This is a genomic window from Streptomyces sp. NPDC008150 (assembly GCF_042956945.1).
Classification (GTDB): Bacteria; Actinomycetota; Actinomycetes; order Streptomycetales; family Streptomycetaceae; genus Streptomyces.
This window is the reverse complement of sequence record NZ_JBIBHJ010000001.1, coordinates 1-14,060: the sequence shown is the minus strand read 5'-3', so window position 1 is coordinate 14,060 and position 14,060 is coordinate 1. Positions and strand designations below refer to the sequence as shown.

Here is a 14,060-nt window from a genome sequence, read left to right as displayed (position 1 = left end):
GTCGCACAGGGGTGCCCCTGGGGGCGCACTCGCGCTCCAGGGGCACCGTCCGCGGTAGGGCCGGGGGTCAGCCGCCCAACGTGTCACCGGCCGCCGGGGGCGCGCTCTGCGTGACCATCGGGTCGGTGCTGAGGTGGATGACGCCGTAGTCGTAGGCGTGCCGCCGGTAGACGACGCTCGGCTCCTTGGTGTCCGCGTCGACGAACAGGTAGAAGTCGTGTCCGACCAGCTCCATCTCCTCCATCGCCTGGTCGAGCGACATCGGGGAGGCGACGTGGGTCTTCTCGCGGACGACGAGGGGGCCGTCCCCCTGCACCTCCAGCGAGCCGACCATCTTCGTCGGCACCTCGTCCGGCTCGTCGTGCTGCACCTCGCCGTTGCTGTCGAGGGTCGCCACGCCCGGCACGTGGTCCGGCACCTCGGCGGCCGTGAGCCGACGCGCGCCGCGGCGCGTGTTGCGCTTGTCGTGCTGCTTGCGCAGCCGGGCGCCCAGCTTCTCCGCCGCCAGGTCGAGGGCCGCGTACGGGTCGTTGGCCGCCGCCTCGGCCCGGATCACCGGGCCGCGCGAGCGGAGGGTGATCTCGACGCGGTCGCAGTGGTCGGCCTGACGGGGGTTGGGCTCCTTGGACACCTCGACGTCCAGGCTGATCACCTTGCCATCGAGCTTCTGGATCTTCTCCAGCTTCAGCTTGTCGGCCACGTGCTTGCGGAACCGCTCGGGTACCTCGGTCTTGCGGCCCTTGACGACGATGTCCACGCAGAACTCCGTTCCCGGATCGCTCCGCTTCTGGGCGGAGCGTCTCCCTTTCGCACCAGGCTCCGGTGGCGCCGGAGCCTCGGACTCGGTGACTTCCACCTCCACATCCCCCGTGTGCGAGATCCACACCCCACTGACACGGGTGATTGCGGAAAACCGCCGCACGGCATTCGGATATGAGGGGCTTGGCCTGCGCCTTCCCGTACAACCGAACATATCTCGCCGGGAGGTAAGTCGTCACCCTCTACTGCCGCGTACCTCCGTTCAGGTGAATTCGGAAGTCCATTACCTGCAACGATGAAGTTTTTCAGTCAGTTCCGGTTTATTTCGAAGGAGGCGTGTGAGGCGGCGACCACCGCCGCGCACACGACCCGTCCGAGCCCCGCGGGACCGTCCGCCCCGGGCGTTCCGTCTGCGGTACGCGCCGTACCGCACCTGCGTTCAACCATCGACCGGGCCGTCCCTTCACCTTCGTTCTCTCTGACTTCCCGACTTGCCGCCGCGTACACAGGCGGAGCCGGATCACCGTGCACGGCCGTGCTCTCCCGTCCGTCCCGCACCTGCCGTCCGACGGCACGGGCCGCCTCCGCGAGCGAGGCACCGGTGGTGACCAGGTCGTCCACGAGGACGATCCGGCCCCCGCCCGCGAGCAGGACGCCGCCCGCGCGGGTCACCGCCAGCGCCCCCGCGAGGTTGTCCGCCCGCCGGCGCGCGTCCAGCCCCGACTGGTCGGCAACGGGCCGCCGCTGCCGCAGCACGGCCGCCACCCCCGCCGGTGTGCCGGTTGCGCGCAGCCGCGCCGCCGCGGCGAGGGCGATCCTGCGCGCGGGGTCGTGTCCCCGCGCCCGCACCGCGCCCCGGGACGAGGGGACCGGCACGAGCAGCACCTCCCGGCCGCTCCCGGCGGCGCCGGCGCCCCGCAGCCCGGCCCGTACCGCGCCCGCGAGGGCCTCGCCGAGCGGCCGGGCCAGGGCCAGCGCGCCGCGCTCCTTGTGGGCCAGGAGCGCGGCGCGCACCTCGTCGCCGTACCGCGCTGCCGCGTACACCGCGGGCAGGCCGGGCGGCTCCGGCGCGGGGCGCGCCCGGCGCGGCGGCGTCCCGAGCAGAGCGGCGCGGCACCGTCCGCAGAGCACGGCGCGCTGTCTGCCGCAGCCCCCGCACTCGGTCGGAAGCACCAGGTCGTTGAGGTCCTGCCACCACCTGCGCATGCAACGACTGTGCCCACCCCGGAGCGGTCCGGCCACCCCTGTGGAAAACCCCCTGTGGACAACCCGGGGCCGGGTGCCCGGGGCAACAAAAAGAGGGGGCGGGCGGTCCTCGACCGACCGCCCGCCCTCGTCCCGCCCCCGTCCTGTCCCGCCCGCGTCCCGCGCCCGGGGCCCTCAGCCCGGGTAGACCGGCGCGGAGGCGTCCTTGACGACCTTCTGCCACTGCGCCCCGGTGGGCAGCCGCACGATGCCGTCCTCCGAGTAGGCCACCAGCGGCAGCCGCTCGTCCTCGGACGCGGCGATCTGCTTCACGCCGGTGAGGGCGGCGGGCGCCTGGCCCTCCGGGGTGGAGCCGTCGACCTGGACGTACTGCACCTGCTGGACGCCGCCCTTCTCGCGGCCGACGACCACGAGACGGCTGTCACCGGCCCACGACATCGCCGTGGTGTCCTCCAGGTCCGGTGCGGCGGACCGCAGTTCACGTACCTCGACGGCCTGGTCGTTCGTCTCGTCGCGGTCTATCCGGCCGATGAACAGGGAGCGCTTGCCGCCCTTCTCCACCACGAGCGCGATCCGCACGCCGTCGGCCGCCACGCGTACCGCGTCGATCCGTCCGTCCAGTCCCGCGACCTTGATCTCGACCGGGTCGCCCGCGCCCTGCTTGAGCATCAGCAGCCTCGGCCTCGCGGGATCCCGGTCGGCTACCCACAGGTCGCCCCGCGCGTCCCAACTGGGCGTCGTCAGGCGGTCGTCGGCGTCCTTGCCCGCGCTGGTGAGCACCGGGTCGCCGAGCGAGCCCCCCGAGACCAGCGAACCGACGTACAACTGCTTGCCGTCGAGGCTCACCCCCGCCGCGGTGTGCTCGTCGCGTGCCACCGCGACGGACTGCAACTCGACGTCCCCGGTGCCGAGTTCGCCGGGCACCGGGTCCGCGTGCGTACCGGAGACACCGCCGGCCATCCGGACGACCCGGTGCTTGGAGTCGAGGTAGTACACGTACTCGGGCCGCTTGACGGCGCCGTGCGAGGCGACGACCTCCGCGTCGTCCGCGCCGAGCACGCAGAGCTGGGTGCCGTTCGACCGCTGGAGCTCGACCTCGTCCACGGCCGGCGAGAGGTTCTGCAGGGTGAACAGGATCTGCGTCGCCATCTCGTCGCACTTCTTCGTGCTCACCCGGGACGCCTTCGCGTTCAGCGGGATCGTGAGCTTGTTCTGGTCGTCGGGCGCGAGCGACGTGACGCCCTTCTTCAGCGCCGTCCCGGTCGGGAAGCTGCTGCGCACCACCGGGTCGAGCCAGCTCGTGGGCCCTTCCAGCAGGGACCGCACCATCTGCGTCATCGGGTCGACCCGCCTGCGCACGTAGACCGGGTCGGCGACGGCCGTCGGCTGGCCGCCGGTGTCCCCGGAGGCGAAGAAGTACTTGTTGACGGACATGTAGTTGCGCTGGAAGTCGGACTTGCCGACCACGATCCCCTGCGGCAGCGTGTCGATGCGCCACTGGTGGGTCTTCTTGTCCTGGACGAGGTGGACGGGCGCCCGGTAGACCCCGTCGGCCGCCGTGTACGACTGGTGGTCGTCCACCGTGGCGACCCGGGTGCCGGACAGTTCGAAGCCGTAGGAACCGCTGCCCGACCGGCCGTCCTGCCGGTCCTGCCGCTCGCCCGCCGGGACCTTGACCTCCGGCCCGTCCGCGAGCACCGTCGTCGCCGACTCGGGCCGCCACAGCTTCGACCCGCTCTCCGTCAGGTACTGGCGCGCGGTCGCGTAGTTCGGGTCGTCGCTGGTCACCGCCTCCAGGAAGCCCTGGACTATCTCCGAGGGCGGGGCGTCCTCCCGGGGCGGCATCGCGAAGACCCGTACCTGGGTCTCCTGGCGCGGAGTGGACTCGACGTCGCGCAGGTCGCCGCTGTCCGGCATGGACGCGCAGCCCGCCAGCAGGACCACCCCGCAGGCGGCGTACGCCATCGCGCGTCCCGGCCGTCGCCGGGCGCCCCCCTCGCGCTCAGCGCCCACGGAATGCCTCCCCTTGCTCGTCCGGCCCGTCCTGCCCCCCGCGGTGCGCCGTGCCCCCGGGAGCCCCGTGCCGCGCCGGGTCGGCGCCCTGCGGCTCCTCGGGGCGCCGGGTGCCCGACGCGGGCCGCGGCACCACGCGCGCGCCGCTGCCGGGCAGCGCCGTCGGGTCGGCCGTGGGCGCCGCCGCGGCCGTGCGGGACGCTATGGGGTCCCGCGACGGCGGTGTCTCGCCGCTCTGCTGCATCGGCACCGTGGCCGTCTTGACCGGGCCGCCCCGGCCGCCGTTCCCGTCGTGTCCGCGGGCGCGCCTGGCGTCCTTGGGCTCCAGGGGTATCGGCGACCCGCGCAGCGGCTCGTCGGCGGTGCGCGGCAGCGTCAGCCGGAACTGCGAGCCGCCGCCCGGCTCCCCCCATGCCTGGAGCCAGCCGCCGTGCAGTCGCGCGTCCTCCAGGGCGATGGACAGGCCGAGGCCCGTACCGCCCGTCGTCCGCGCGCGTGCCGGGTCCGCGCGCCAGAAGCGGCTGAAGACGCGGGTGGCCTCGCCGGGCTTGAGCCCGACGCCGTAGTCGCGCACGGCCACCGCGACGGCGCCGCCCGCCGAGGCGAGCCTCACGACGACGTCCCGGCCCTCGCCGTGCTCGACGGCGTTGACGACCAGGTTGCGCAGCACGCGCTCCACCCGGCGGGCGTCCGCCTCGGCCACCACCGGCTGCTGGTCGCCGACGACGCGTACGCGCGTGCCTTTGCGTTCGGCGAGCGGTTCGGCGCCGGTGACGACGCGCCGCACCACGTCCCGCAGGTCTATCGGCTCGGCCTCCAGGGCGGCCGCGCCGGCGTCGAAGCGGCTGATCTCCAGCAGGTCGGCGAGGAGCGACTCGAAGCGGTCGAGCTGGTCGGCGAGCAGTTCGGCGGAGCGCGCGGTGACCGGGTCGAAGTCCGCGCGCGCCTCGTGGATGACGTCGGCGGCCATCCGCACGGTCGTCAGCGGTGTGCGCAGTTCGTGCGAGACGTCCGAGACGAACCGGCGCTGCATCCGGGAGAGGCCCTCCAGCTGCTGGATCTTCACCTGGAGGTTCTGCGCCATCTTGTTGAAGGCCTCGCCGAGCCGCGCGATGTCGTCCTCGCCGGTGACCTTCATGCGCTCCTGGAGGCGTCCCGCGGACAGCCGCTCGGCGATCCCGGCGGCCATTCGCACGGGCGTGACGACCTGGCGCACCACGAGCCACGCGATCGCGCCGAGCAGCACCACGACGAACAGCCCGGCCGTCGCGAGCGTCCCCTTGACCAGGCTCAGCGACTTCTCCTCCTGGGTGAGCGGGAAGAGGTAGTAGAGCTGGTAGGGGTCGCCGTTCGGGTCGTTGACCTGCTTGCCGATGACCAGGCCGGGCTGGGAGCCCTTGCCGGTGCTGTAGGTGACGCGGGTGTAGCTCTGCGCGGCCACGGTGTTGCGGTCGACGCGGGCGCGCAGGTCCTCGGGGATGCTCGCCGTGGGGTCCACGCCGCCGGAGGCGCGCGGACCGCGGCCGCCGGCGCTGTCGTCGCCCGCGGGGAGCGTCACCACGTCGAAGGCGCCCTGGCCGCCGCTGGAGAGGGACGACACGAGGTCGCTCATCCACTGGATGACGTTCTGCGTGGAGCGCCCGTCCACGCCGGAGCCGACGGAACCGTCGTCACCGGTCGCGGCCGTGCCCTCGTCGGCCTTCTGCTTGGCCACGGCGAAACCGCCGGTCGCCTGGCTCTGCGACGCTTTGACCTTGGCGTCGAGGAGCCCGTTGCGGACCTGGCCGATGACGACGAAGCCCAGCAGCAGGACCACGCCGAGCGACATCAGCAGGGTCGTGACGACGACCTTGAGCTGGATGTTGCGCCGCCACAACCGCATGACGGGCAGCAGCGGGCGGCGCACCCAGCGCACGAAGAGCCGCAGTACGGGGCTGCCCTGGACGCCGCCCCGGAGCAGACCGCCCTCCAGGAGGCGTTCCCAGCGGGAACCCGCCCGCTTCGGGCCGACAGGCCGCTCCGCGCGGGTCCCGGACGGTCCGGGGGCCGAAGCGGCACTGTCTTCCGACATGTCAGCTCGGTCCCGCCTTGTAACCGACACCACGGACGGTCACCACGATCTCCGGACGCTCCGGATCCTTCTCGACCTTGGACCGCAGCCGCTGCACGTGCACGTTCACCAGCCGGGTGTCCGCCGCGTGCCGGTAGCCCCACACCTGTTCGAGCAGGACCTCACGCGTGAACACCTGCCACGGCTTGCGCGCCAGCGCCACCAGCAGGTCGAACTCCAGCGGGGTCAGCGCGATCGACTGCCCGTCCCGCTTCACGGAGTGACCGGCGACGTCGATGACCAGGTCACCGATGGTGAGCTGCTCCGGCGCCGGCTCCTCGGACCTCCGCAGCCGCGCCCGGATACGGGCCACCAGCTCCTTCGGCTTGAACGGCTTCACGATGTAGTCGTCGGCACCCGATTCCAGGCCCACGACGACGTCGACGGTGTCGCTCTTGGCCGTGAGCATCACGATCGGCACACCCGACTCCGCCCGGATGAGGCGGCACACGTCGATGCCGTCCCGTCCGGGCAGCATCAGGTCGAGAAGCACCAGATCGGGCTTGGACTCACGGAAAGCGGCCAGCGCCTTGTCGCCGTCGGCTACAAAAGACGGCTCAAAACCTTCACCACGCAGCACGATGCCGAGCATCTCGGCCAGTGCGCTGTCGTCGTCGACGACAAGGACTCGTCCCTTCATAACGACATCATCCCATTAGCTAATCGTTACCTGTCGTGACCTGGCACACAGCTCGGTCAGAGCATCGGCCGTCACGGGCGAAACGACACCTTCCTCGGTGACGATCGCAGTGATCAGTTCCGGCGGGGTCACGTCGAACGCCGGGTTGTACGCCTGGGTTCCGAGGGGTGCGACCGGAATCCCGCCGCCTCCTCCGGTGGCCGAAACCTGTGGTGCTGTGACCTCGGTCACTTCGTGTCCGGGGCGCTGCTCCACCTCGATGGACGCGCCGTCCGGGGTCGCCGGATCCAGCGTCGTCAACGGGGCCACCACGATGAACGGCACATGGTGGTAGCGGGCCAGCACGGCCAGCGGATAGCTCCCCACCTTGTTCGCCACCGAGCCGTCCGCCGCGATCCGGTCCGCGCCGATCAGCACCGCGTCCACCTCCCCCGCCGCGAACAGCGAACCCGCCGCGTTGTCGGTGAGCAAGGTGTACGCCATCGCGTTGCGCGCCGCCTCGTACGCCGTCAGGCGAGCACCTTGCAGCATCGGGCGCGTTTCGTCCACCCACAGCCGTCTCAGCTGCCCCGCGCGGTGCGCCGCGAGGGCCACCGCGAACGCCGTGCCCTCGCCGCCGGAGACCAGCGCGCCGGTGTTGCAGTGCGTCAGCACGCGGAATCCGCCGCCCGGCACCAGCTCGTCCAGCAGCGCCAGCCCGTGCCCCGCCATGCGGGCGCTGGCCTCGGCGTCCTCCCGGTGCAGCAGCCGCGCCGCGTCCAGGGCGGCCGCGGCGGCCCGCGCGTCGCCCTGCCCGGCGGACAGCGCCCCCCGGTACGCCGCCAGCGCCCGGCGCACGCCCACGGAGAGGTTGACCGCCGTGGGCCGGGCGCCCGAGAGCGCCGCGGCGGCGTCGTCCACGTCGAAGCCGCGGGCCGCGGCCAGCGCGACGCCGTAGGCCCCGGCGATGCCGAGCAGCGGGGCCCCGCGCACGGCGAGCGAGCGGATCGCCTCCACGAGGGCGGACGCGTCCGTGCACACCCACTCGACCTCCTCGGTGGGCAGCCTGGTCTGGTCGAGGAGGACCACCACGGGTCCCTCGGGGGGTTCGTCCCAGCGGATGGCCGGGATCTCGGTCGGCCGGTTGTCCTCGCGGGGTTGCGCGTACTGGTCAGCCATGGCGTCAGTCTGCCCCGTACCCGCCGGACAATTGAAGGTGTGCCGGAAGCCGTGCGCGAACAGGCACGGCTCCCCCCTTGCCCGGTCACCCCGGACCCGCCCCGTGGCACGATGTCTGCCAACCCGCCGCCGCGAGCGCGGAAGGGCACCGTGAAGGAGCGACGATGAACGACACTCCGGGCTGGGCGTCGCCCGGATCCGCCCCGTCCGACGGACGGGAGCCCGCCCCCGGTGAGCCGGCCGCCCGCCCCGACGGCACGGCACCGCCCACGGACGCCGGCACGGCCGGACCCGACGCCGCGAGCGCGGGTCCCGGCTGGGCGGGCAAGCAGCCCCCGCCCGTCCCCGGCCAGTGGTCCGCGCCCACGGGCCCGCCCGTTCCGGGACAGGCGCCGCCGCCCCCGCAGGGCTGGGGGCACCGCCCTCCCGCCGGCCCGGGGGGCTACCCGCCGCCCGCCGGCTGGGGCAACGGATGGGGCAACGGCTGGGGCGGACCGCCCCCGGCCGCGAAGCCCGGTGTGATCCCGCTGCGCCCCCTCGGCGTCGGCGAGATCCTCGACGGCGCGGTGTCCACCATGCGCACGTACTGGCGCACCGTCCTCGGCATCTCCCTCACCGTCGCGGTCGTCACGGAGATCGTCGTCGTCCTGCTGCGCGGCCTCGTCCTCGACGAGAGCACCGGCACGGACGCGCTGAACGACCCGGACGCCTCCCTGTCCGAGCTCTACCGCGCCCTGGGCCGGACGCTGGTCAGCTCCGGCGTGGTGGGCATCGTCGCCATGATCGGCACGATCTTCGCGACGGCCCTGCTCACCACCGTCACCAGCCGCGCCGTACTCGGTCGCAGCGTCTCCACGGGCGAGGCGTGGCGCGACGCCCGGCCCCAACTGCCCAGGCTGTTCGGCCTGGTCGTCCTGCTGCTGCTCGTCGTGGTCGCGCTGCCCGCCGTCGGCTCGCTGCCCGGCATCCTCGTGGCCGTCCTCGGGGCCTCCGCGGGCGGCACCGCCCTGGCCGTGCTCGGCGGCCTCGCCGGTCTCGTCGTCGCCGGCTGGCTGGCGATCCGCTTCTCGCTCGCCTCGCCCGCGCTGATGCTGGAGAAGCAGGGCATCGCCAAGGCGCTGACCCGCTCGGTGAAGCTGGTGCGCGGCTCCTGGTGGCGGATCTTCGGCATCCAGCTCCTCGCCACCCTCATCGCGAACATCGTCGCGTCGATCGTCGTCATCCCGTTCACCGTGATCGCGATGCTCGTCGGCGGCGACGGCGGGGGCGACCTGTTCGGCACCGCCTCCGGCGGCGACTTCGGCTGGACCTTCCTGGTGATCAGCGGGGTCGGTTCGGTCATCGGCTCGATGATCACGTTCCCGGTCACGGCGGGAGTCTCCGTGCTCCTCTACGTCGACCAGCGCATCCGTCGCGAAGCTCTTGATCTCGAACTGGCGCGCGCCGCCGGTGTCCAGGACTACGGTACGAACAACACCGGGGCAGGCCCCGGCAACTGACGCGATGTACCGGGCGGGGGGAGTTCTCACAGCGGTGCCGACACAGCCGCACATATCCGACGCGGCCCTGCGGGCCCTGCTGCGCGCCCACGGCACCGCCGTGCGGACGGCGACCGTGCGGGCCTCGGCGCGCGCGGACGCCGGACCGCCGGTGACCGTCCCGCGCGACCCCGCCCGGGAGGCCGCCCGCCGGGAACTGTCCGAGCGGATGTACCACGAGAACGACCCCAGCCTCTTCCGCCGGGCCGTCGACGGCCTCTGGAACTGGATCGCCGGGCTGTTCGACAACGTCTCCGCGACCCCCGGCGGCACCCTCGGACTCGTCGTCGTGGCGCTGGTGGTCGTCGCCGCGGTGGCCGCCTTGTGGTGGCGCCTGGGCACCCCGCGCCGCCTGTCGCGCCCGGCCCCCGCCCTGTTCGACGACCGCCCCCGCAGCGCCGCCGAGCACCGGGCCGCCGCCGAGGAGCACGCCGCCCAGGGCCACTGGAGCCAGGCTGTCCAGGAACGCATGCGGGCCGTGGTGCGCTCGCTGGAGGAACGCGCGCTGCTCGACGTCCGCCCCGGCCGCACCGCCGACGAGGCGGCCGCCGACGCGGGCCGCTCCCTGCCGGCGCACACCGCCCGGCTCCTCGCGGCCGCCCGGCAGTTCGACGCCGTCACGTACGGCGGCCGCCGCGCCGACGAGCCCGCGTACCGCGAACTCGCCGCCCTCGACGACGACCTGGCGCGCACGCGGCCCGAGCCCGTCGCTCCCGGCGCGCCCCGCGCCGCGGGCCCGGGAGGCACCGGATGACCACCGAGGCCACGCTCCCGGCCGCCGCCCCCACCTCGACGTCGCCCACCACCCGCCAGGTGTGGACCCGTTCGCGCGGGGTGCTGCTCGGCGCCGTCCTGCTCCTGGTCGCCGCCGTCGCGATCGCCGCCGTCCGGTCCACCGCCCGGCACGGCAGCCTCGACCCGCGCTCCGCCGACCCCGCGGGCAGCCGCGCGGTCGCCGAACTCCTCGCCGACCGCGGCGTCTCCACCCGCGTCGTCGGCACCCTGGCCGGCGCCCGCGCCGCCGCCGGTCCGGACACCACGCTCCTGGTCGCCGTGCCCGACCTGCTGACACCCGCCCAGCAGCGACGGCTGCGCGCCGCGACCGCGGGCTCGGGCGGCCGGACCGTCCTCGTCGCGCCGGACGTCCCCTCCGTCGGACGGCTCGCCCCGGGGCTCACCGCGGACCCGCTGCCCGCCGCCGGGACGACGCTCGCGGCCGACTGCACCCTGCCCGCCGCGGTCCGCGCCGGCGACGCCGACACCGGCGGCATCCGCTACACCGTCGCCGACCCCACCGCCGACGTCTGCTACCCGAGCGACGGACTGCCCACCCTCGTGCGCCTGCCCACGGCGGCCGGACACGGCGACACGGTCGTCGTCGGATCGCCCGGCATCCTCCTCAACAGCCACCTCGACGAGCATGGCAACGCCTCGCTCGCCCTCCAACTGCTCGGCTCCCGGCCCCATGTGGTCTGGTACCTCCCCTCGCTCTCCGACGACACGGCCACCGACAGCGGCGGCGGCTTCTTCGACCTGATCCCCCCGGGCTGGCTGTGGGGCACGCTGCAACTCCTCGTCGCCGCGGCGGTCGCCGCCCTGTGGCGGGCCCGCAGGCTCGGGCCGCTCGTCGCCGAGGCCCTCCCCGTGGCCGTCCGCGCGTCCGAGACCGCGGAGGGCCGCGCCCGCCTCTACCGCAAGGTCAGGGCACGCGACCGCGGCGCCGACGCCCTGCGCTCCGCGACCCGCACCCGACTGGCCCGGCTCCTGGGCCTCCCCGCCTCCCGGGCAGACAGCCCCGAGGCACTGCTGCCCGCGCTCGCCGCCCGCGTCACCGGCGGCGAACAGCCCCTGCACGCCCTGCTCTTCGGACCGCCGCCCCGCGACGACGCGGCCCTCGTCTCCCTCGCCGACCGACTCGACGCCCTCGAAAGAGAGGTACGCCGTCCATGATGGACCCGACCACTGACAACGCCGGGGGCACCGCGGACCCGGCCCGCGCACGGGCCTCGCTGGAGTCCCTGCGCACCGAGATCGGCAAAGCCGTGGTCGGCCAGGACCCCGCCGTCACCGGCCTCGTCGTCGCCCTGCTGTGCCGCGGACACGTCCTGCTCGAAGGCGTCCCCGGCGTCGCCAAGACCCTCCTGGTCCGCGCGCTGGCGTCCGCCCTGGACCTGGACACCAAGCGCGTCCAGTTCACCCCCGACCTGATGCCGAGCGACGTCACCGGCTCCCTGGTCTACGACACCCGCAGCGCCGAGTTCTCCTTCCAGCCGGGCCCGGTCTTCACCAACCTGCTCCTCGCGGACGAGATCAACCGCACTCCGCCGAAGACCCAGTCGTCCCTCCTGGAGGCCATGGAGGAGCGCCAGGTCACCGTCGACGGCACCCCGCGCCCGCTCCCCGAGCCGTTCCTGGTCGCCGCGACACAGAACCCCGTCGAGTACGAGGGGACGTACCCCCTGCCCGAGGCCCAGCTCGACCGCTTCCTGCTCAAGCTGACGATCCCGCTGCCCTCCCGCGAGGAGGAGATCGGCGTCCTCACCCGCCACGCGCAGGGCTTCGACCCACGCGACCTGCGCGCCGCCGGCATCCGCCCGGTGGCCGGCGCCGCCGACCTGGAGGCCGCCCGCGACGCGGTCGCCGCCACGAAGGTCTCCCCCGAGATCACCGCGTACGTCGTCGACATCTGCCGCGCCACCCGCGAGTCGCCGTCCCTGTCGCTCGGCGTGTCGCCCCGCGGCGCGACCGCGCTCCTCGCGACGGCCCGCGCCTGGGCATGGCTGACCGGACGCGACTACGTCATCCCCGACGACGTGAAGGCCTTGGCCCTCCCCGCGCTCCGGCACCGCGTGCAGCTCCGTCCGGAGGCCGAGATGGAGGGGGTCACGGCCGACGCCGTCGTCCGGTCCGTCCTCAACCACGTGCCGGTCCCCCGCTGATGGCGTTCACCGGACGCGCCGCGCTCCTGGCCGCCGTGGGTTCCCTTCCCGTCGGCATCTGGGACCCCGGCTGGAGCGGCATCCTGGCCGTCAACGGCACCCTCGCGGCGGCCTGCGCCTGCGACTGGGCGCTCGCGGCCCCGGTCCGCCGGCTCGGCCTGACGCGCTCCGGCGACACCTCGGTACGCCTCGGCGAAAGCGCCGACGTCACCCTCACCGTCACGAACCCCTCCCGTCGCCCCCTTCGCGCGCGCGTGCGCGACGCCTGGCCGCCGAGCAGCTGGCAGCCCGGCACCGAGACCGCGGCGTCCCGGCACGACCTGACGGTGCCGCCCGGCGAACGCCGCCGTGTCACCACACGGCTGCGCCCCACCCGGCGCGGGGACCGCACCGCCGACCGCGTCACGATCCGCTCGTACGGGCCGCTGGGCCTGTTCACCCGGCAGGGCACCCACCGGGCGCCGTGGACGGTCCGCGTCCTGCCGCCGTTCACCAGTCGCAAGCACCTGCCCTCGAAGCTCGCCCGCCTGCGCGAACTCGACGGCCGCACCAGCGTGCTGACACGCGGCGACGGCACGGAGTTCGACAGCCTGCGCGAATACGTGCCCGGCGACGACACCCGCTCCATCGACTGGCGCGCCACGGCCCGCCACACCTCCGTGGCCGTCCGCACGTGGCGCCCCGAGCGCGACCGGCACGTCCTGGTGGTGCTCGACACCGGCCGCACGTCGGCAGGCCGGGTCGGCGACGTACCGCGCCTCGACGCCGCCCTGGACGCCGCTCTGCTGCTGGCCGCCCTGGCCGCACGCGCCGGCGACCGCGTCGACCTGCTCGCCTACGACCGCCGGGTGCGCGCCCTCGTCCAGGGCCGCTCCGCGCGCGACGTACTGCCCTCGCTCGTCGACGCCATGGCGGGGCTGGAACCCGAGCTCGTCGAGACCGACGCCCGCGGCCTGACGTCGACGGCCCTGCGCACCGCGGCACGCCGCTCCCTGATCGTGCTCCTGACGACCCTGGACGCGGCCCCGGTGGAAGTGGGCCTGCTCCCCGTCCTGCCGCAGCTCGTGCAGCGCCACACGGTCCTGGTGGCCGCAGTCGCCGATCCGTACGTCGACCGCATGGCGACGGCACGGGGCACAGTGGACGCGGTCTACGAGGCGGCAGCGGCGGCACGGGCCACCGCCGAGCGGGACCGCACCGCGGAACAACTCCGCCAGCACGGGGTCACCGTCGTCGACGAGACCCCGGAAAACCTCGCACCGGCCCTCGCGGACGCCTACCTCGCGCTCAAAGCCGCTGGACGCCTCTGACAACTCGACGTTTCCGGGCCTCTGCATTCTCCAAATTCAGCTGAGTGCAGAGGCCCGGAAATGCGAAAGAGCCCCACACCATACGGTGTGGGGCTCTCCCATAAAAATTGTTCGGCGGCGTCCTACTCTCCCACAGGGTCCCCCCTGCAGTACCATCGGCGCTGAAAGGCTTAGCTTCCGGGTTCGGAATGTAACCGGGCGTTTCCCTAACGCTAAAACCACCGAAACACTATGAAACTGTCAACCGGAGCCGTGGCACATGGCTACGACGGTTGTTCGTGGTTTCAGAACCAACACAGTGGACGCGAGCAACTGAGGACAAGCCCTCGGCCTATTAGTACCGGTCAACTCCACCAGTTACCTGGCTTCCATATCCGGCCTATCAAC

The 14,060-nt window shown here is 73.6% G+C and carries 11 protein-coding genes and 1 rRNA gene; 5 read left to right on the top strand and 7 right to left on the bottom strand.

Translation table 11 applies throughout. The annotated features are described in order from the left end of the window. Positions 1 to 67 precede the first annotated feature (67 nt). From hpf to mtnA, 6 genes are all read right to left on the bottom strand, one after another. A complete protein-coding gene (hpf, locus tag ACFZA0_RS00060; RefSeq protein WP_391008675.1) occupies positions 68 to 757 on the bottom strand; it encodes a ribosome hibernation-promoting factor, HPF/YfiA family in 690 nt (229 codons plus the stop codon). A 311-nt stretch (positions 758 to 1,068) separates the two neighbouring features. Continuing rightward, a complete protein-coding gene (locus tag ACFZA0_RS00055) occupies positions 1,069 to 1,965 on the bottom strand; it encodes a ComF family protein (protein ID WP_391008671.1) in 897 nt (298 codons plus the stop codon). 174 nt (positions 1,966 to 2,139) lie between these two features. Beyond that, a complete protein-coding gene (locus tag ACFZA0_RS00050) occupies positions 2,140 to 3,978 on the bottom strand; it encodes an LpqB family beta-propeller domain-containing protein (RefSeq protein ID WP_391008668.1) in 1,839 nt (612 codons plus the stop codon). Beyond that, complete coding sequence (mtrB, locus tag ACFZA0_RS00045) at positions 3,968 to 6,049, bottom strand: MtrAB system histidine kinase MtrB (RefSeq protein WP_391008665.1); 2,082 nt, start codon at positions 6,047 to 6,049, stop codon at positions 3,968 to 3,970. Before mtrB ends, ACFZA0_RS00050 begins: the two co-directional genes overlap by 11 nt. Position 6,050: 1 nt before the next feature. Next, positions 6,051 to 6,728: a two-component system response regulator MtrA gene (gene mtrA / locus ACFZA0_RS00040; protein WP_391008662.1), complete on the bottom strand. Its 678-nt coding sequence runs from the start codon at positions 6,726 to 6,728 to the stop codon at positions 6,051 to 6,053. A gap of 15 nt (positions 6,729 to 6,743) precedes the next feature. Next, a complete protein-coding gene (gene mtnA, locus ACFZA0_RS00035; RefSeq protein WP_391008659.1) occupies positions 6,744 to 7,886 on the bottom strand; it encodes an S-methyl-5-thioribose-1-phosphate isomerase in 1,143 nt (380 codons plus the stop codon). A 164-nt stretch (positions 7,887 to 8,050) separates the two neighbouring features. Here mtnA and ACFZA0_RS00030 point away from each other — a divergent pair, with 164 nt between their 5' ends. Genes ACFZA0_RS00030 through ACFZA0_RS00010 form a run of 5 tightly spaced genes read left to right on the top strand, consistent with a single transcriptional unit; the run spans position 8,051 to position 13,673 of the window. Then, positions 8,051 to 9,385, top strand: a complete 1,335-nt coding sequence (locus ACFZA0_RS00030; protein ID WP_391008656.1) for a glycerophosphoryl diester phosphodiesterase membrane domain-containing protein — start codon at positions 8,051 to 8,053, stop codon at positions 9,383 to 9,385. A gap of 4 nt (positions 9,386 to 9,389) precedes the next feature. After that, complete coding sequence (locus tag ACFZA0_RS00025) at positions 9,390 to 10,178, top strand: DUF4129 domain-containing protein (protein ID WP_391008653.1); 789 nt, start codon at positions 9,390 to 9,392, stop codon at positions 10,176 to 10,178. After that, positions 10,175 to 11,374 (top strand): DUF4350 domain-containing protein, encoded by a 1,200-nt coding sequence (locus tag ACFZA0_RS00020; RefSeq protein WP_391008650.1) that lies wholly within the window; start codon positions 10,175 to 10,177, stop codon positions 11,372 to 11,374. The genes ACFZA0_RS00025 and ACFZA0_RS00020 overlap by 4 nt, the downstream gene beginning before the upstream one ends. Beyond that, positions 11,371 to 12,363, top strand: coding sequence for an AAA family ATPase (locus tag ACFZA0_RS00015; RefSeq protein WP_391008646.1), 993 nt, complete (start codon positions 11,371 to 11,373; stop codon positions 12,361 to 12,363). Before ACFZA0_RS00020 ends, ACFZA0_RS00015 begins: the two co-directional genes overlap by 4 nt. Continuing rightward, on the top strand, positions 12,363 to 13,673 hold the full coding sequence (locus tag ACFZA0_RS00010; RefSeq protein ID WP_391008643.1) for a DUF58 domain-containing protein: 1,311 nt from the start codon (positions 12,363 to 12,365) through the stop codon (positions 13,671 to 13,673). The genes ACFZA0_RS00015 and ACFZA0_RS00010 overlap by 1 nt, the downstream gene beginning before the upstream one ends. 109 nt (positions 13,674 to 13,782) lie before the next feature. Here the strand turns inward: ACFZA0_RS00010 and rrf are convergent. Beyond that, a 5S ribosomal RNA gene (gene rrf / locus ACFZA0_RS00005) occupies positions 13,783 to 13,899 on the bottom strand. Between the last annotated feature and the right edge of the window lie 161 nt (positions 13,900 to 14,060).